We start from the raw sequence: 16,290 nt of genomic DNA on the forward strand, positions 1-16,290 counted from the left end.
CTCGCCGCGCCGTTTGCGTTGTCCGTGCGCACAACGCAGCACGGGCGTTCCATCCTCCTGGGGGTGTTCTCCTGGGCGGCGGTGAACCTCTCACCGCCCCAAGTCCGCAAGGATCGGCACTGGTTTGACCTGGGCGTCGGGCTGGACTGGGCCGGTGAACGACTTCAAGGGCGAATCTACGAGATTGACGGTGAGGACGGCACCGCCGAGCGGTAGAACGGCAATGCCACGCCGTACCGGCGGTCAGAGCGGATACATGACGCCGTAGGCGCCCTTGACGGGGAGGAGCGGTCCGAACCCTCAACTGGCGGGCGAATCCGGCCCCGCCGGACGGAGAAGGCCCGGCAGATCGGCCTGTTCCGCTATTCCCTGATCCAGGACCTGCTGGACCAGGATCTGACCACCCGTGAACGCGGCCGCCTGGCCCGCGAGGTGGCAGCACAGGAACATACCGACCCGTTCGCGCGGCAGGTCAGGGTGGCCCGGGGCACCCTGGACCGCTGGACCCGCCACGACCGCGCCGGTGGGTTCGCCGCGCTGGTCCCCGAACCCAGCGCGGGCCTCGCTCGCGTACGCGCCGTCCTCGCCACCGTCCCCCAAGCCGTGGTGTGGCGCATGACAGCCGCCAACTACACCGCCAGCCTGCACCCAGCACCCTTCGAACCAGGCGTCCTGGACGCCGCCTGTCTCGGCGAGACCCCGTGGGACCCCGCGCTCGCCGCCGCCATGCGCGCATCCGGCCGACCCGCCTACGAGGAGGCACTAATCGAGGAGCTCCTCGCCGACCTCCGCCGCGCATACCCGTCCCCCACTACACCGGCCCGAGCCAACTTGGTAGCCGCCAGGCGAGCCTGAGCACCGGCGGCGTCCCCCAGGGCGTCCCGCACTCACTGCAGGAAGATGCCGTTCTCCTCTCGGGCTGGTTTTGTTCACGAGAACCGGATCTGGCTCTCGTTGTGTGGAGCGTGACGCTGCGTACACGACGTCGTGGGCAGCGCAAGACTGTTGATGCCGCCGGAGAGTCGCCGATATCTAGTGGTCGCCGTATATCTGCGCAGTTCAGCGATGGTCTCGGTCGTTGAGACACGTGAGGCACGTCCTCATGCGGTCCGAGGCGAACCGTGGGCGAGGCCCGGGGCTATAGTCTGCGGCGAGAAGCGGGAGCGCGAGAGATCGCGTCGGGAGTGGGGGACTCATGACCTTCGACTACGGACGGGCCGTGGCCACCGCCGCACTGGCACTCGCAGCCTGTTTGGGCCTGGCGGCCTGCAACGACGGTTCCGGCTCGGCAGCGAGTGCGAGCGCCGCGGCTACGGCTGCCCGGAGTGCGTCGGGATCCGCAACGTCCTCGGCCTCGCCCACACCGCCGGACTCGCAGGCGGTGACGGCATCCGTCAGCCCGACCGCGGTGGCGAGCACCTCTCCGGCCCCCACCGCCAAAGCGATGGCCGGCGTCTCCCGGCCGACGGCAACGCCGAGCGCCGCCGCTGCCCCTGCCACGTGTAAGAACCTGGCGGTCCACGCTGACGTGAAGTCTGCAGTGACCCAAACCTGGGAGCACGCCAAGAGGGTCAGCCACATCCAGCCGAAGCCCGGCAACTTCTACTACGGCAGCTGCGGCACCACGCTATATGCAGCCGTCCGCTTCGAAGCTGGTGCCGGCGCGACAGGCGACGACCGGGTCCAACTCCAGGACGAGGGCTCGGGCCTGCAGTTCTTCCGGTTCACCCCCAGCACCGGGTGGTGGTTCGTAGGCTCCGACGCTTATCCGGCCACCGATGATTGCTCGCGGTTCGCGCCCGTCGCCCTGGCACGCCAGTGGAACTGCTCCTGAGCGGAGCCTCACCCAGCGGCCGAGCAGTGCAGCCCTGGCGGGGGTGCAGTTCTTCTTGACGGAGTCAGCCCAGGCGATCGCGATCTCGGGATGTTTGAGGCGGAGCCGGAGCAGCGGCTGGCGCTCGCCGCCGAACCCGTCCCGTCCCCGTACCTTCCGGCAGGCAGTCAGAACGTCTACCGGCCTGGATCGCCCAGTTCATGACGATGACCTGCCCAGCCTGCACCGCTTCGCATCCCACCTCGAACGCGACCTCGACGCCGTCGTCGCCGGCCTCACCCTCCCCTGGGACCCCGGCGTCGTCGAACGACACATCAACCGGATCAAGATGCTCAAGCACCAGATGTTCGGCCGGGCCAGCTTCGCTCTGCTCCGCAGGCACGTCCGGCTCTACTCGTGAAGCAGAGCCGGATCCTCAACGAGTCCAAAGCCCCCCGGGAACCCTTCCAGGAACTCCCGCCGAGCCGGATCCGTCTCCGCTGCAGCCATCGCCCCCCAACAGCTCCAGAAGCTCGCTCCGCTGATCACTCGACAGCTGATCCGATCACCGGGGTCGTCGCCGCGGTGATCGACGGCACTACCAGCGTCCCGGACGCGGCCGCCGCGCTCATGTCACGGACGCCGAAGCCCGAGCAATACAGCGCCCGATCGCCATCCGTGCAGGCGCACATATGCGCACGACTCGAATGTGCGGCTACGACCGGGCCGCAACCTTCACAGCCTGGTGATCGCTCACCCGGCCGGCCGCCTCTTCCTGGCAGCCAGGCCCATGATCGCCTCTCCGAATCCACAGGAGGGGGAAGCTCTGAGGCTGACCACATTGCGGAGCGCAGTTGCGGCAGCCGTACTGGCGGCCGCGCTCGTTGCCCCGGTCGCGGTGGCGACCGACGCAGCAGCGGCGACGTGCGCCCGGCACACCACAGGCGTCTGCAAGGCCAACTCGCCGCATCCGCGCGGGGCCACGGCGAAGTGCAAGGACAGCAGGTCCTACAGCGCCCACGCCCGCGGCACCTGCTCGCACCACCGGGGCGTCAAGTACTGGTACCGGTAGATCCCAGTCCCCATGAAGCCCCCGGCCGTGTCCCCAGATCGGGGGCTTCATGCTCGGCGGCAGGTCACCTGAGCTCAACAGCGTAGGAGTCGCCGTTGAATTCCCAGCCGTCGGTGCCTTCGCCGATGTCGGCGACAATGACGTCGTCGATGAAGCGGTCCTCGAAGTCGTCGTCGCGCAGGTCGCCGGCCAGCCAGAGCGTCTCGATGTCGCTCCAGTCTCCGCGGCTTCCGTCGATGCGCAGGGGTGCGGCGCGGCGGGTGCCGCGTTCGCGTTCGTCGGCGCCGGTTTTGACGGTTCCGCTGATCTCGAACTGGCCGTTCTTGACGTGATCGGGGATGGGGTCGGCGGGGACGATGGCGACGTTCTCGTAGCGGGAGATGCGTACACCGCGTCCCAGGCGTCCTCCGCAAGGGCTTCCCGGCCCGGGGCGGAGCGATGCAGGAAAGGCCGGCGAGTTGAGGCGCGGCCAAGTCCACGCCCAGGCCCTGGATTGCTGCATCAAGGCGGCGGACGCGGGCCATGAACATTCGACCCCCGCGGAGCAGCAGCTGCTGCTCCGCGCCGCTGAGCCAGAGGCCTTGGGTGGGCGGGTTCGGCGCAAGGACAAGCGTTTTGCCGCCGAGCGGCGACGTCGTGAGGAAGCCGGCCACGGCCCGGAAACCGAACACCGTGGAAGGTCCTTGATCACATAGTCTCTCCTGGCACGCGCACGACAAGGGGAGGATCATGAGAGGCAGAACGGCCTGGGCCGCGGCCGGCGGGGCGGCGGCCCTGGTGCTGACGACGGCGACCGGAGCGCACGCGGAGGGGCGGGGCGACATCCGGGTGGTGAAGACCGTCGTCAACGGCGGCGGCAACGTCATCGTGGGCACGGCGAAGACGATCCGCTACCCGATCGACATCACCATCAAGGACAACTCGGGGGTGAAGAAGCTCACGGATGTCTTCACCTTCAACAAGACGAACGCCTACACCTTCGCAACCTGGAGCGGCGACTCGTCCTGCACGAAGAAGAGCGCGACCACTTCGGTGTGCCGGGCCACGATGACCATCGACCCCGCCTGGATCGCCGACAGCGACGACATCGACACCAACAGGGTCGCCGGTGTCTGGCGAGTCGACGCCACCGTCAAGGCGAACGACGGGGACTACTGGATCTCCGACGACATCGCCGAGTACAAGGTCAAGCGGGCTGCCCAGCTCACCACGGTGATCGCACCCGAGAAGGTCGCCAAGGGCGCCAAAGTGACCGTCACCGGCAAGCTGTCGCGGGCCAACTGGGAGGACCTGAAGTACCACGGGTTCACCGGACAGCAGGTCAAGCTCCAGTTCAGGAAGAAGGGCGCCGCCCACTACAACACGGTCAAGACCGTGACGACGGGCGACGCCGGAAAGTTGACCACCAACGTGACCGTCACCTCTGCAGGCAGCTGGCGCTGGTACTTCCCCGGCACCACGACCACCTCGCTGAAGGTGTCGGCCGGGGACGCACTCAACCTGAAGTAGCCGACTAACGACGCCCAGAAGTCCTCGTCCAGGTGGCGGTGCACTCCACCGCCACCTGGACCAGGCCGGGCGTCGAGGGAACGCCTTCTCGAGGCGCTCCGCACCGTGCCCACCACCGCCTCGAACTTCCGCAATGCCGGACCGGGTTGCTCAGATGGCTGGACAGCGTCCGGCGGGACCGTCGCCCCTTATGGGGGCCGTCCTCCTCGCCGGAACTGGACGGCATGGCCGGTTGCCGCCATCTAGGCTGCCCGGATGGCACGTTCATGGACACGGCTGCACGAGTTCCTCGGCTCTCCTCCGGGACCGGTGACCTACGAGATGGTCGCCGAGGCAGTGCGCCGCAAGCTCGGTGAGAGCGACGACCTGGACTGGAAGCAGGCCCTCCCGGCCACCTCACCGGTCAAGGGCGAGTGGAACGAGTTCGCCAAGGACGTCGCCGCGATGGCCAACACCCGTGGCGGGCTGCTCGTCTACGGCGTCAGCGACGCCATCGACATGGTCGGCATCGACCTCTCCACCGTCGACGACAAGCAACTCGGCCAGTGGCTGCGTGTCCACCTGCAGCCCACCGTGAGCGGGGTCAGCTACCTCGAGTTGCCTGCGACCGACGGAAGCGGAAAGGATGTCCTGGTCGTCGACATCCCCGCCAGCGAGACCGCACCGCACTTCCTCTACGGCTGGCAGCAGAAGGACAAGGACAAGACGACGTTCAACGCGCCCTTCCGGCACCGGGACGACACCGCCTACATGGCCGAGCACCAGGTCGCGGCCGCCTACCGGGAACGCTTCTCGCGCCAGGACGCGGCGGAGGCCGCCCTGGAACGGCACGTCCGGTACGCGACAGATCTCGTTCTCGGCGAATCGGAGTTTCGCCCGACCGCGTGGCTCGTCGTCGCAGCCCGCCCTGCCAGGCCCATTCCGCGGATGGTGCCGCCGCTGACACGGGAGGAAGCGCGATGGGCCATCGAGCAGGGAGCAACGCGAGCCAGGATGCTGCTCGATGCCGCATCTCAGATGCCGCGTCTGCTGGGCCCCCCGCTCTTCCCCAATCTACTGAACAACGACCCCCGCAAGGGGCTTCGGCGCTGGGTGGACACGAACCTCCTCGTACCGGCGCGGGCCACCCGCCAGCGCGGCGTGCTGCTGGAACTGCACCACGACGGCACCGTCGTGACTGCTGTCGACCTTTCCCACAATGCTCTACCCGCAGGCCACGCGGCAGTGGAGCTGCCCGTCACCTCCTGGAACCTCATCAGTGCGGTCTTCGAGACCGTTGCCCTCGCCCACGAGCACCGCACGGCCCTGCACGCCGACTCCTCGATGGACCTGCAAGCCGTCCTGCAGACCCACGACACCGACGCACGCTTCACCCCCGTGGTCCTCGACTACGGGCGTCCCCACGTTGCTGAGTGGGCGCGGCAGCCGTTCGTCATGCAGCCGGCCCACGGCGAGTTGGCACCCTTCGCCGACGATGAAACTCTCATCGCGGAGGCCCGTGAGCTCGCCGAAGGGCTACTCCACCAGTTCGGCATCGACATGCCAGGCTGAGACAGCGTCCCCCAACGCGGCCGGTGTTGGAATGGAGCTGGGCAGCTGGTCAAGGTCAGGCGGTCTGTGCTGTCGCCTGGTCGGCGGTCTGAGCATCGGCGAAGGTCCCGTGGTCGGTGGACCGGTCGACCAGGGTGAGGTCCATGTCCCCGGCCGTGAAGCGGTCGGTGAAGTAGCTGCCGGTGATGCTCTGGGGGGTGCGCCCGGTCACCGAGAGCCTGCAGGCCCCTGAGTGGCGGGGCTGCGCTGCCGGTACTCGGTGCGCGGGGTGTTGTCGTACAGGAAGCGCACCTCGGCGATTCCTGAGCCGTCCGTCTTCACGATGGTTGCGTTGTCCGAGCGGGATGCGCTCTCCGCGGTCCGCAGGGTGGCATGCAGCGTCCAGTAGGTCTGCCCCTGTTCCGGTACGCGCAGCAGTACGCGGGCGTCAGCCAGGCCCGTATCGCGGCCGCGGTCGGCATGGCGCAGGGCCGCGTCAACGAGCTCATCAACGGCCGCCGGGAAGTGTCCCGTCTCGACGTGTACGAGCGGATCGCCGACGGCCTGCTCATGCCCGACGACGCCCGGCATCTGCTTGGCCTGGCCGCGAGCCGTGAGAAGCGTTCCGGCGGTACGGCGTTCGACCTTGCCGCGTTCCGGGAAGTCGTGCGCGTGTACGCCGCGCAGAACTCCGCGGCCGACGAGATCCAGCAGCAGGCCCGCGAGGCGCAGGAGCTGGACGTCCTGGCCGTCCGCGGTCTCGGCCTGATCGGGCTGAACGACAGCCTCCTGCGCGCCTGTCTCCCCCGCGAGCAGGGAGGCAAGGGGCTCCGGATCCGGGTGCTGCTCCTCGACCCCGACAGCGATGTCCTGGCCCGGCGGGCGGCCGAGATCGGGGAGTCCGCCGAGTCTCTCGCCGGGGGCGTGCGGCTGGCCGAGGCGCGTCTGCGCGAGTTGGCGGACTCCTGCGACATTCAGGTGTACCGGTACCGCATGCTGCCTACTTGGCGGCTCATCCGCACGGACTCCACCATGTTCGTCAGTGCCTTCGATGCGGGGTGGGAAGGTCACGAGAGCGCGACGTACAAGGTGATAGAGACCCGGCACGGGCCCCTGTTCAGGGGGTTTCGCAGGATGTTCGACGCGGTCATCGACGGCGCGCAGCGCACGGTCTGACCAGGAGAGGGGAACCGCTCGTGATCGAGGCGGAGTTGAAGGCGCGGGTGTACTCGTCCGAGGCGGTCATGCGGCAGCTCGACGAGCGCGCGGAGGCCCGCGTCGAGGTGTACCGGGATACGTACTACGACCGGCCGGGCGGCTCGCTGGAGAAGGCCGACCAGGAGCTGCGCGTACGGACGGTGCACGGCGCGGACGGCACGCGGACGGTGCTCACCTTCAAGGACGCGACCGTCGACGAGCGCTCCGGATCGAAGCCCGAGCACGAGACCCGCGTCGAGGACGCCGAGGCGGTGCACGCCATCCTGCGCGGCCTCGGCCACGTCGAGGTCATCGCGTTCGAGAAGCGGTGCCGGAACTACGACTTCGAGGCGCACGGCCGGCAGATGCTGGCCACCCTCGTGCGGGTCCCCGAGATCGATGGGACGTTCCTGGAAGTCGAGACGATCGTCGACGAGGACGACGTGACCGCGGCCCTGGGCGACGTCCGCGCGGTCCTGTCCGAGTTGGGCATCGGACCCGAGGACCTGACACGGGAGACGTACACGGGCGCGGTCGCGGCGCAGCGCGGGCGAGGCTAGACGGTACGGTGTGCGCACCCGGACCAAGGGGCCCATGGGTAACGACGCGGTAGACGCTGGTGTGTTCGTTGCGGCGCTGGTGCTGCTCTTCGTGAGCGCCGTGCAGGACTGGACAGTCCTGGCGTGGCTGTGTGTGGCTGCGCTGATCGGGGTCATGGTGATGACTGCCGCCCGTCGGCAGCAGACGGGCGGCCGACCGCCGTCAGGTGGGGAAACGGCCTTGGCGGAAGCGCGACGAGTAGCCGACCCTCCAACCGCATAAGGCATGCGGTGTGTCGGCTCTGACCTGCAATCTAGTCGCAGCAATGGCACCCGTATGTCGCGCGTGGGGCCACGTTGAGACTGCCAGGCACGGGACGCCACACATCCCGGTAACAATCTCACTCTCCGTGCAGGAGCCGCGGGAGCGCCGACTCGAGGACGGCACGGACGGTCCTCAGCCGGACCCGCCGCTGCGCAGCCGGTGGCGCTGGGCGAGGCGGATGAAGTCGCGTGCGGTGATGATGCCGGTGAGGCGTTGGCCGTCGATAACGAGAATGCGTACGCCGCCGCCCGGTCGGAGATTCCTGAGAGTGTTTTCCAGGAGGTCGACCGGGGCGCAGGTGCTGCACTGCGACAGGGGAGTCGCCGCGTCGCGCAGCCGCAGCGTCTCCCGCTGCGCCGTGGGGATCTTCGCGAGCTGCGGCAGATGAAGCAGGCCGCTGGGGCGGCCCTCGAAGTCGAGCAGCGGCAGCGCCGAGTGGCGTGTATTCAACGCCGGCCCGTCGATGAAGCTCTGCACCGTTACCCAGTCGGGGGCGGTCTCCACGGGGGTGGACATGGCGTCGGCGGCCCGCAGCCCGGCCACGGCTTCGGCCAGAGCGGCCTGCTGCCGCTCGAGGTTGGCGGCAATCAGGATGAAGAAGCCGACGAACGCCAGCCACAAACCGCCCACCGCGCCGCGCAGAAGTGAGATCAAACCGAGGGCGATCAGCAGCGTGCCGAGCACCTGGCCGCTGCGGCCGGATGCTCGTTCGGCCCGCTCCCGGTCTCCGGTGCGCCACCACACTGCGGCATGCACCACCCGGCCGCCGTCGAGCGGTGCGGCGGGCAGGAGGTTGAACACTCCCAGCAGGAGGTTCGTCCAGCCGAGCCACACCAGGACGGCCGCGGGCACCTTCCAGCCGAGTCCCGTGTCGAGTGCGATCCCTGCGCCGAGCGCCGCTCCGCCGATGATCAGGCTGGTGAGCGGTCCGATCACGGCCACGACGAAGGCTGCGCCGGGTGCGGGGGGCCTGCCCATTTTGGTCATGCCCCCGAGGGCCCAGAGGGTGACATCGTGGACGGGAATGCCTTTGCGCCGGGCTGTGACGGCGTGCGCGGACTCGTGAGCCAGCAGGCTCAGCAGGAGCAGCAGGGCGCCGATGAATCCGCCGAGCGTGTAGACGGCCTGGGGACGTCCCGGGGCCCAGGCTGGAAGGGTCTGGCCGCCCAGGCTGTAGCCGAAGAGGACCACCAGCACGGGCACGCTCCAGTGGAGGCGCAGGGGCACCCCAAGGACTCGCCCGATCTGCGGCGCGTTGTTCATCGCTGTCTCCTGCACGACTGAGCGTGCGTCCGTCCACGCCTGCCGGTGCGCCACGGTGGCTTCCGCGCGACCGGGCCTGCGCGGTGTCTCCTCACTTACAGTCTTGCTCCGTGGAGCCGCGTACCGGGGACGTGGCAATCGAGGGCATAGACGAGATTTCTGCCGAGTAGGGCCGGGCGGCGACGGCCGTCGCCCAGGTTCAGGCGTCCGCCCCGATCCTGCCGAGGAGCCCCGCGGCATTGCCCAGCACTGCCCGTCACGCCCGTCGCGGAAGTGCCCGCGAAAACCGCGGCCCAGGACACGGTCGCCCTCGGTAGGGGACACGGACGGTGGCGTCGGCTCCTCAGTAGGCCCTGTCCGTCCAGCAGCGGATGCCAGTCTGGGCCACCGTGGTGATCATGGCGCTGTGGAAGCGGCTGCCGGGCAAGGCACACCTGCTGCCCGACCCGCTCGTCGCCGTGGGTGCGGCCACCCTGTCCACGGTTGCCTTCGACCTGCCCGTCGTCCGCGTCGAGGTCAGCGGCCTGGTGCAGGCCATCCAGCCACCCGCCCTCGGCGACTTCGGGAAGCTGGCGGACATCGGCCTTCTGACCACCATCGTCGCGTTCACGCTGATCGCCTCCGCTGAGTCGCTGTTCAGCGCGGCTGCGGTCGACCGGCTGCACGACGGCCCGAAGACCGACTACGACAAGGAGTTGATGGCCCAGGGCGCGGGCAACACCGTGTGCGGGCTGCTCGGCACGCTGCCGATGACCCCGGTGATCGTCCGCAGCGCCGCCAACGTCCAGGCGGGCGCCCGCACCAAGGTCTCCCGCGTCCTGCATGGCGTGTGGCTGCTGCTGTTCGCGGCTCTGCTTCCCGGTGCGCTCGGCATGATCCCAACCGCTGCGTTGGCCGGTGTCCTCATCCATGCGGGCTTCAAGCTGCTCCCCGTCAGGGAACTCGGGCCGCTGTGGCGTGAACACCGCGGAGAGGCCATGGTCCTCGTGATCACCGCGGCGCTTATCGCGGGGCTGACGCTGGGGTCGGGCAAGGGCTGAGATCACGAGGACAATGCGGCCCGCTCGGATTCGGCCAGCAATATGCAGAACTCGTTGCCCTCGGGGTCGGCGAGAACGACCCAGCCCCAGCCGTCGGGTTTGCGGCGATCGGCGACCAGGGAGGCGCCCAGACTCAGCAGCCGCTCAACCTCTGCGTCCCGCGATGTGTCGGGGCGCAGGCACAGATGGAGCCTGTTCTTGGCCGACTTCGGCTCCGGAACCTCGTTGAAGTGCAAGGCCGGGCCGCCGGGCAGCATAATCTCGGTCTCGTCGTCACCCGGTTCGTCCTCGGGATCCAGCGAGTGTCCGGTCACATCGCTCCAGAACCGCGCCAGTTGGTAGGCGTTCGCACAGTCGATCGCTATGTTCGTCACCGTTGAGCCCATGCGCGCGATCATGTCCGAGCGGCGCCCCGCACGCCACCGGAATATGGCCGCACCCACGTCCTACTACTGCGGCGGAACTTGCGGGGGTCGGTGGCCTCGGCGGCGGTAGTGGCTGAGACGGGCGAGGTGTTGATGGCGTCGTCGCCAGCGTGACCAGTGCAGGATGTGACCGGCTTCGTGCCGGACGGCGTGGGCGAATTTGCTCAACAGGCGGCGGATCTCGTTCACGCTCAGTCGGATCAGGTCGCGGCCATCTCCCCCTTTTCACCGGTGGTGGCCCGGACGGCGGCCAGGTGAGCGGCGGCGGCCATGGCCAGGGTGATGTGGCGGTACCAGGCGGGGTAGTGGCGTACTTGGTGGTGGTCCAGGCCGGCCTCGTTCTTCGCGGCCTGGAAGCACTCCTCGATCGCCCAACGGGCGCCGGCGGCCCGCACGATCTCCGCCGGTACAGTACCCGCCGGGGCGTGAGTGAGGTAATAGGCACGCTCGCCGTCGGCGAGGCTGCGGCGGATGAGCAGGGCGTCGTCGAAGCCGTCGCCACTGCCGCCGGGCATCGGGACCAGAGCCCAGGCGTATTCGCGCAGGCCGTGGGCGCCGTCGCCAGCAGATCGGATCCCCCAGGCATGCTCCGGCAGGATCGCCGAGACGGTGCGGGCGTTTTGCCCGCGCGGCCCGCATCGGTGCTTGTAGGCGATCGCCAGCCCCCTCCGGGATCGGCTGCCCGCGGGCCGACTCACAGACAGTGACATCCTGCTGGGTTCAACGAAGTAACGGCAGCTACGGCTACGGAATAGCCACGTGACTCCGCGTGGCGCCAACCCTGTTCGCCCGGCGACGGACCGGCGAAGCCCAGGGGCCGTGAACCGGCTGCCGCGTCGTCTGCGTCAGCCGTCGCGTTCCGCGCCGACGAGGACGAAGGCCATCGTGACCGGTTGGTCGCTGCGGTTGCGCCAGCCGTGGCGGGTGCCGTTCTGGATCACGATGTCCCCTGCCGAGAGGTGGGTGCAGTGGCCGTCGTCGAGTTCGAGCACGATCTCGCCCTGGAGCACGATGCCGTAGTCCACGGTCGGAGTCGTGTGCATACCGTCGGGCTCGATGAGGTCGGCGATGCCGGGCGAGTCGGCACGCTGCTCGCGATCGAAGGCGACGGGGTCGAACGCCGGGTCGGCCATCGCGGATTCCGGCGGGAAGGTCAGGACGATGAATCGCGTGCCGCCGGGCGCCGGGAGCAGGCTGGTGACCTTCGGCGTGGGGTCCTCCCCGGTCCGGCTGAGCTGCTCGCCCGGTTCGGAGGCCCACGGCAGACGGGACACCCAACCCGGCAGACTGGTGAACTCCCGGCTGCGCGGGACGGGGCCGTCGCTGACGACGACCGCCCTGCCCTTCTCGTCGTGGCCGGTGACGACTCTGCGCATGCGTCTCTCCTCAGTCGGGTCGGTCGGGTCGGTCGGGTCCGCGGGGGCCGCCAGGTCCGCCGGCCCCGTCGAATCGGTTGGGTCAGTCGGACCGGCCGTTGCCAGGATCGGCCGGGACATCGAGCGCGGTCACCCAGGCATCCAGGACGTCCGCCACCGTACGGGCGGGCGCCCGCAGCAGGGCCGATGCCACCGTGCGTACGAACAACCGGTGCCGGTCGTCCGTGAGGTACTCCACCGGGGACTTGCCGTCCACACGTGCGAGCAGCAGCGCCGGCAGCAGTGACGCGGCCCGCGCCTCAAGGGCCGGCCGGGGCTCCCAGTCGACGCATCGGACGTACTCCTCAGCCAATATCCGGGCGGACCGCAGGAGGTCGGCGCGGCATCCGGGCACGACCAGGCTCTTGAGGAGCAGATGGTTGACACAGAAGGCGACGTCGAAGGCCGGGTCGCCGTACCAGGCGCACTCGGCGTCCAGCAGCACGGGCCCCGACGGTCCGACGAGGATGTTCTTGGGACTGACGTCGCCGTGCACCAAGGCCAGGTGCGTCGTGGCCGTGCGGTCGGCAAGGCCCTGGAGGATGTCGCTCAGACCGGGGTGCGCGGCAGCGGTTGCCAGCAGGTACGGCTCGATGCGCAGCGCGTGGAAGTTGTCGTCGGTGGCGAACTCCGCGGCGAGGGCGGCGTCGCCCGCGCTCGCCGCGTGCAGGGTACCGAGCAGCTCTCCGACGGCCGCCGCGGTCGCCACCCGCACCTCGCCGCACAGCAGCTGCGCCTTCCACATGGGGTAGTGCTCGGGCGGCAGAAACGCCATCGCGAAGACACCGGCATCGGGATCGTGGGCCAACAGTTCGGGCACGCTGTCCGGGCGGTGCCGAGACGCGAACCGCATCCACGCCCATTCGTAGGCGTTGCGCGACACCGGTGCCTGCCAGTCGGCGGCGACCTTCAACTTGGCCAGGGCGCGTTTGACGCAGAGGGAGCGTCCCGGCAGGTCCACTCGCCACAGATCGGACGAGACACCGCCGGTCAGCGGGGTCCAGCGGGCGGCTTCGCCCGGTCCGGCGAGCTTGTGGGTGGTCAAGAAGTCGGCCAGCGCGGGGCCCGGGTTCACCTGCGCGGAGGTCGAACTCATCGCCGGTCACCCGACCCCGTGGTCAGACCGAGGGGGCTGTTACAGGCGTGGGCCGGCGCCTCGCCTGCCAAGATCCGTACGACCTCCTCGGCGGCTCGGCGGCGCAGTTCCGTGACCGAGGCGTCGGAGGAGAAGGCGATGTGCGGGGTGAGGAGAGCGCCCGGCTGGTCCAGCAGTCCGGCGGGGACGTGCGGTTCGGTCTCCAGTACGTCGAAGGCGGCTCCGTCCAGGTGCCCGCCGTCCAGCGCCTTGACGACCGCGTCGGTGTCCACCAGGCCGCCCCGGCTGACGTTGACCAGCAGGCCGCCCGGTGGCATCAGCGCCAGCTGCTCAGCGCCGATGATGTGGTGAGTGCCGGGCGTGAGCGGCACATGGAGGATCACCACGTCGCTGCGGCGCAGCAGTTCCTCCAGGCCCACCATCTCCACTCCGGGGGCGTCCTTCGGCGGGTACGGGTCGTGGGCCAGGATCTGACAGCCGAACGCACCGAGCTTGCGCACGGTGGCGCGTCCGATGCGCCCGTATCCGACGACGCCGCAGGTCAGCGTCGACAGTCGGCGCAGCCGGGCGCCGGCTGGGTCCCAACGGCCCGCGCGGACCTCCCGGTCGGACACGGCCAGGCCCCGCGTCCAGGCCAGCACCATGCCGACGGCGTGGTCGGAGACTTCCTCGACGCAGTAGTCCGGCACGTTGGTGACCCACACACCGCGCTCGGTGGCGGTGTCCACGGCGATGTTGTCGAGCCCGACCCCGAGCCTGGCGACGATCCGCAGATCGGGCGACGTGCCGATCGCGGTGGCGGAGACGGGGGCCCAGCAGGTCAGGATCCCGGCGGGCCGGTGCTCGGCCACCAGCTCCTCGATCTCCTCGGCGGAGGCGGGATCGGCGGGGCCGGTCACCAGGGTGTGGCCCGCCTCCTCGATGACCGATCGCTCGACGGAGTCGTCGGGCCAGGCGTAGTCGGTGAGCAGCACGGCGCCTGGGCGGCTCGGTGGTTTCATGACAGGTCGTCCTCGCAGAATCGTGCGGCCGCAGCGGACGGCCGGGCGTCACGCCCGGTCGCATCCGCTGAGCGGGTCTGATCGCCACCCGGCAGGCGGCCGTCGGCTTGTCCGGTCGGACCGTCGGCCGCCAGGGGTGGGGTGGAGGGTCGCTGGGCTCGGGTCGGATATCGCCGGCGCTCACCGACTTGTGGTCGGTGCAGGCGCCGCAGTACGCCCCTGAAACGGGTCACGAGATGTCGGGGCACGTCGAATCACATTGTCACAGCCACGTGGTGCTAACGATAGCACTGAAGGTCTTCAACACGTCAAGAGTGCGGCGTGCACCCGCTCGCCGACACTCCCGCAGCAGGGCTCGCCCAGGGCCGAGGAATCCCGTCACCACGAGGAAAACGAGGACCACCGAAGAAATCCGGTGTTCACATCTTGACGCGCGAGAGATTTCCACCTCATGGTTTCTGCCAGCGCCGACCGTGTGACCGACAAGTGTCCGCACGAGGTCCGGCTGTCGAAGACGCCATAGCCACGGACGTCCCCGACGGGCGATATACGGCTGAATTCCGCATGCGGTGTCCGACCGCGCGGCAGCCCGTCGCCCGCATTCCGCCAGTCGGCGGCTGCATTGCCGTCGTCGACTCGAGTCCGTGTTCAGCTCACCGCTTCTCGTCATCGCCCGTACGGCCCCGTACGGGCGATGGATCCGCCGCGGCCTGCCGTGGCCCATTCCTTCCCAGGAGCCGCTATGACTCACGCAGCGCAAGTCGACACCAGTGCGGTGCCCGCCGGCGACATGCAGGAAAGCAGCCGTGCCCCCATTTCCCGCCTCATGATCGGGGTGGGCTTCCTGCTGGTGGTCCTCTCGTACATGGTCAACGCGATGGACCGCCAGGTCTTCCCCCCGCTGTTGCCCAACATCCGTGCGGAGTACGGATTCTCCCTGGAGCAGGGCGGGCTGCTGGCGACGAACTTCACCCTCGGCATGGCCCTGGCCGGCCTGCCCGCGGGCTACCTCCTGGACCGCTTCCGCCGCAAGACCGTGCTGCTGGTCAGCATCGTGATCTACTCCCTGGGCACGATGGCCACGCCGCTGGCGACCGGCTTCGCCGACATGACCCTGTACCGGGTCACCTCGGGCTTCGGTGAGGGCATGCAGTCCGCCGCCATCTTCGCAGCGATCGGCGCCTTCTTCGCCCACCGGCGCGGCCTCGCCTTCGGCGTCATCGGCATGGGCTACTCCGTCGGCGTGTTCATCGCCCCGCTCATCGGCGTCAGGCTCATGAGCATGCACGGCACCTGGCACTCGCCCTTCTACCTGTTCGGCACGGCCGGGCTGCTGATCGCCGCCGCATCCCTGTTCCTCGTGAAAACCGGCCTGACCGAGCACTCCGCCGAGAAGGCCGTCTCGACGAAGACCTACGAGTACATGCCGGCCTCCGCCTACAACCGCAACACCATCGCACTGGCCGTCCACTCGATCGTCAGCGGTGTGGCCATCTACGGGTTCCTCGGCCTCTACCCGACGTTCCTCATCACCTCGCTGCACTACACCGCCGAGCAGGCCGCACTGGCCATGAGCTTCCTCGGCTTCGGCGGCATGCTGGGCGTTCTCGGCGGCTGGCTCGGCGACCGCGTGAACCAGCGCAACCTGCTGATCATGAGCATGCTGGCCGTCTCCGCCATCAGCGTGTGCATCTACGAGGTGCATGCCGGAGTCGGCCTGCAGTGCGTGTTCGCCTTCCTGATGGGTGCTTTCGGCCTGGGATTCATCTATCCCAACACCAACAGCGCGATGCAGCGGGCCGTCCGTCCCGGGCAGATCGGACGCGCCTCCGGTCTCTTCGTCACCAGCTACTACGGAACGGCGGCGTTCTCGGGCCTGCTCTTCGCCGCCCTGGTGGACTCCTTCGGCTGGAGCCGGGCAGGGCTGCTGCAGGTCACCGCCCTGCCGCTGGTGGGCGTCCTGGCGCTGGTCTTCGTCCGCCCCTCACAGTTCAACAACGCGGTCCGCTAGGTCCTGTCGTCGTATTCCCGTCGTCCGCCCGAAGGGCGGGCCCTGCGGCGTCAG

General features: G+C 69.2%; 18 protein-coding genes and 2 pseudogenes. 11 read left to right on the plus strand and 9 right to left on the minus strand.

The window, feature by feature from the left end; genetic code table 11:
• Together KVT44_RS02975 and KVT44_RS57770 are read left to right on the plus strand one after the other, a co-directional pair.
• Window positions 1-216: pseudogene (locus tag KVT44_RS02975) on the plus strand (hypothetical protein); the annotation flags it as partial.
• Window positions 217-432: 216 nt separating this feature from the next.
• Complete coding sequence (locus tag KVT44_RS57770) at window positions 433-855, plus strand: DUF2399 domain-containing protein (RefSeq protein WP_217565979.1); 423 nt, start codon at window positions 433-435, stop codon at window positions 853-855.
• Between the two features lie 351 nt (window positions 856-1,206).
• Here the strand turns inward: KVT44_RS57770 and KVT44_RS02985 are convergent, their stop codons facing one another.
• Entirely contained in the window at window positions 1,207-1,500 is a 294-nt protein-coding gene (locus KVT44_RS02985; protein WP_217565980.1) for a hypothetical protein, read from the minus strand.
• 40 nt (window positions 1,501-1,540) lie between these two features.
• Between KVT44_RS02985 and KVT44_RS02990 the strand changes: the two genes are divergently transcribed.
• From KVT44_RS02990 to KVT44_RS03000, 3 genes are all read left to right on the plus strand, one after another.
• The gene (locus tag KVT44_RS02990; protein WP_217565981.1) at window positions 1,541-1,834 is read left to right on the plus strand and encodes a hypothetical protein; all 294 of its coding nucleotides are present in this window, start codon (window positions 1,541-1,543) and stop codon (window positions 1,832-1,834) included.
• 55 nt (window positions 1,835-1,889) lie between these two features.
• Entirely contained in the window at window positions 1,890-2,234 is a 345-nt protein-coding gene (locus tag KVT44_RS02995) for a hypothetical protein (RefSeq protein WP_217566276.1), read from the plus strand.
• 420 nt (window positions 2,235-2,654) lie between these two features.
• Window positions 2,655-2,885 (plus strand): DUF3761 domain-containing protein, encoded by a 231-nt coding sequence (locus KVT44_RS03000; protein WP_254648912.1) that lies wholly within the window; start codon window positions 2,655-2,657, stop codon window positions 2,883-2,885.
• Between the two features lie 64 nt (window positions 2,886-2,949).
• On the opposite strand, the gene KVT44_RS03005 is transcribed toward KVT44_RS03000, so the two are convergent.
• Window positions 2,950-3,387 carry a hypothetical protein gene (locus KVT44_RS03005; RefSeq protein ID WP_254648913.1) on the minus strand — a complete coding sequence of 146 codons (438 nt, stop codon included), beginning with the start codon at window positions 3,385-3,387 and terminating at the stop codon, window positions 2,950-2,952.
• Window positions 3,388-3,614: 227 nt separating this feature from the next.
• On the opposite strand from KVT44_RS03005, the gene KVT44_RS03010 reads away from it, so the two are divergent.
• Together KVT44_RS03010 and KVT44_RS03015 are read left to right on the plus strand one after the other, a co-directional pair.
• Window positions 3,615-4,394 (plus strand): hypothetical protein, encoded by a 780-nt coding sequence (locus tag KVT44_RS03010; protein ID WP_217565982.1) that lies wholly within the window; start codon window positions 3,615-3,617, stop codon window positions 4,392-4,394.
• Between the two features lie 255 nt (window positions 4,395-4,649).
• Window positions 4,650-5,945 (plus strand): helix-turn-helix domain-containing protein, encoded by a 1,296-nt coding sequence (locus KVT44_RS03015; protein WP_217565983.1) that lies wholly within the window; start codon window positions 4,650-4,652, stop codon window positions 5,943-5,945.
• Window positions 5,946-6,000: 55 nt separating this feature from the next.
• Here the strand turns inward: KVT44_RS03015 and KVT44_RS03020 are convergent, their stop codons facing one another.
• Complete coding sequence (locus KVT44_RS03020; RefSeq protein WP_217565984.1) at window positions 6,001-6,156, minus strand: hypothetical protein; 156 nt, start codon at window positions 6,154-6,156, stop codon at window positions 6,001-6,003.
• Between the two features lie 161 nt (window positions 6,157-6,317).
• Here KVT44_RS03020 and KVT44_RS03025 point away from each other — a divergent pair, with 161 nt between their 5' ends.
• Both KVT44_RS03025 and cyaB read left to right on the plus strand, forming a co-directional pair.
• Complete coding sequence (locus KVT44_RS03025) at window positions 6,318-7,100, plus strand: helix-turn-helix transcriptional regulator (protein WP_254648914.1); 783 nt, start codon at window positions 6,318-6,320, stop codon at window positions 7,098-7,100.
• Between the two features lie 20 nt (window positions 7,101-7,120).
• Window positions 7,121-7,681, plus strand: a complete 561-nt coding sequence (gene cyaB / locus KVT44_RS03030; RefSeq protein ID WP_217565985.1) for a class IV adenylate cyclase — start codon at window positions 7,121-7,123, stop codon at window positions 7,679-7,681.
• 436 nt (window positions 7,682-8,117) lie between these two features.
• Here cyaB and KVT44_RS03035 read toward each other — a convergent pair whose 3' ends face one another.
• Window positions 8,118-9,248 (minus strand): site-2 protease family protein, encoded by a 1,131-nt coding sequence (locus tag KVT44_RS03035; protein WP_217565986.1) that lies wholly within the window; start codon window positions 9,246-9,248, stop codon window positions 8,118-8,120.
• Between the two features lie 376 nt (window positions 9,249-9,624).
• On the opposite strand from KVT44_RS03035, the pseudogene KVT44_RS03040 reads away from it, so the two are divergent.
• Window positions 9,625-10,246 (plus strand): annotated as a pseudogene (locus tag KVT44_RS03040) (SulP family inorganic anion transporter); the annotation flags it as partial.
• Window positions 10,247-10,290: 44 nt separating this feature from the next.
• Here KVT44_RS03040 and KVT44_RS03045 read toward each other — a convergent pair.
• The 5 genes from KVT44_RS03045 to KVT44_RS03065 all read right to left on the minus strand — a co-directional run bounded on the left by KVT44_RS03045 (window position 10,291) and on the right by KVT44_RS03065 (window position 14,225).
• Entirely contained in the window at window positions 10,291-10,674 is a 384-nt protein-coding gene (locus KVT44_RS03045; RefSeq protein WP_217566252.1) for a VOC family protein, read from the minus strand.
• A 239-nt stretch (window positions 10,675-10,913) separates the two neighbouring features.
• Window positions 10,914-11,411: a hypothetical protein gene (locus KVT44_RS03050; protein ID WP_217565987.1), complete on the minus strand. Its 498-nt coding sequence runs from the start codon at window positions 11,409-11,411 to the stop codon at window positions 10,914-10,916.
• Window positions 11,412-11,558: 147 nt separating this feature from the next.
• On the minus strand, window positions 11,559-12,089 hold the full coding sequence (locus tag KVT44_RS03055) for a cupin domain-containing protein (protein WP_217565988.1): 531 nt from the start codon (window positions 12,087-12,089) through the stop codon (window positions 11,559-11,561).
• 82 nt (window positions 12,090-12,171) lie between these two features.
• The gene (locus KVT44_RS03060; protein ID WP_217565989.1) at window positions 12,172-13,224 is read right to left on the minus strand and encodes a phosphotransferase family protein; all 1,053 of its coding nucleotides are present in this window, start codon (window positions 13,222-13,224) and stop codon (window positions 12,172-12,174) included.
• Complete coding sequence (locus KVT44_RS03065) at window positions 13,221-14,225, minus strand: C-terminal binding protein (RefSeq protein WP_217565990.1); 1,005 nt, start codon at window positions 14,223-14,225, stop codon at window positions 13,221-13,223. Before KVT44_RS03065 ends, KVT44_RS03060 begins: the two co-directional genes overlap by 4 nt.
• A gap of 742 nt (window positions 14,226-14,967) precedes the next feature.
• Here KVT44_RS03065 and KVT44_RS03070 point away from each other — a divergent pair.
• On the plus strand, window positions 14,968-16,236 hold the full coding sequence (locus tag KVT44_RS03070) for an MFS transporter (RefSeq protein ID WP_217565991.1): 1,269 nt from the start codon (window positions 14,968-14,970) through the stop codon (window positions 16,234-16,236).
• The last annotated feature ends 54 nt before the right edge of the window (window positions 16,237-16,290 follow it).

Origin of the sequence: Streptomyces sp. GbtcB7 (assembly GCF_019091445.1) — a bacterium.
In the GTDB taxonomy this organism is placed as follows: Bacteria; Actinomycetota; Actinomycetes; order Streptomycetales; family Streptomycetaceae; genus Streptomyces; species Streptomyces mirabilis.

What these genes read in the sequence shown, in the direction of transcription:
- KVT44_RS03005 (WP_254648913.1), bottom strand. Translation starts at nt 3,387, where the DNA reads ATGCAGCAATCCAGGGCCTGGGCGTGGACTTGGCCGCGCCTCAACTCG.
- KVT44_RS03010 (WP_217565982.1), top strand. Translation starts at nt 3,615, where the DNA reads ATGAGAGGCAGAACGGCCTGGGCCGCGGCCGGCGGGGCGGCGGCCCTG.
- KVT44_RS03015 (WP_217565983.1), top strand. Translation starts at nt 4,650, where the DNA reads ATGGCACGTTCATGGACACGGCTGCACGAGTTCCTCGGCTCTCCTCCG.
- KVT44_RS03025 (WP_254648914.1), top strand. Translation starts at nt 6,318, where the DNA reads ATGCAGCGTCCAGTAGGTCTGCCCCTGTTCCGGTACGCGCAGCAGTAC.
- KVT44_RS03035 (WP_217565986.1), bottom strand. Translation starts at nt 9,248, where the DNA reads ATGAACAACGCGCCGCAGATCGGGCGAGTCCTTGGGGTGCCCCTGCGC.
- KVT44_RS03045 (WP_217566252.1), bottom strand. Translation starts at nt 10,674, where the DNA reads ATGGGCTCAACGGTGACGAACATAGCGATCGACTGTGCGAACGCCTAC.
- KVT44_RS03055 (WP_217565988.1), bottom strand. Translation starts at nt 12,089, where the DNA reads ATGCGCAGAGTCGTCACCGGCCACGACGAGAAGGGCAGGGCGGTCGTC.
- KVT44_RS03060 (WP_217565989.1), bottom strand. Translation starts at nt 13,224, where the DNA reads ATGAGTTCGACCTCCGCGCAGGTGAACCCGGGCCCCGCGCTGGCCGAC.
- KVT44_RS03065 (WP_217565990.1), bottom strand. Translation starts at nt 14,225, where the DNA reads ATGAAACCACCGAGCCGCCCAGGCGCCGTGCTGCTCACCGACTACGCC.
- KVT44_RS03070 (WP_217565991.1), top strand. Translation starts at nt 14,968, where the DNA reads ATGACTCACGCAGCGCAAGTCGACACCAGTGCGGTGCCCGCCGGCGAC.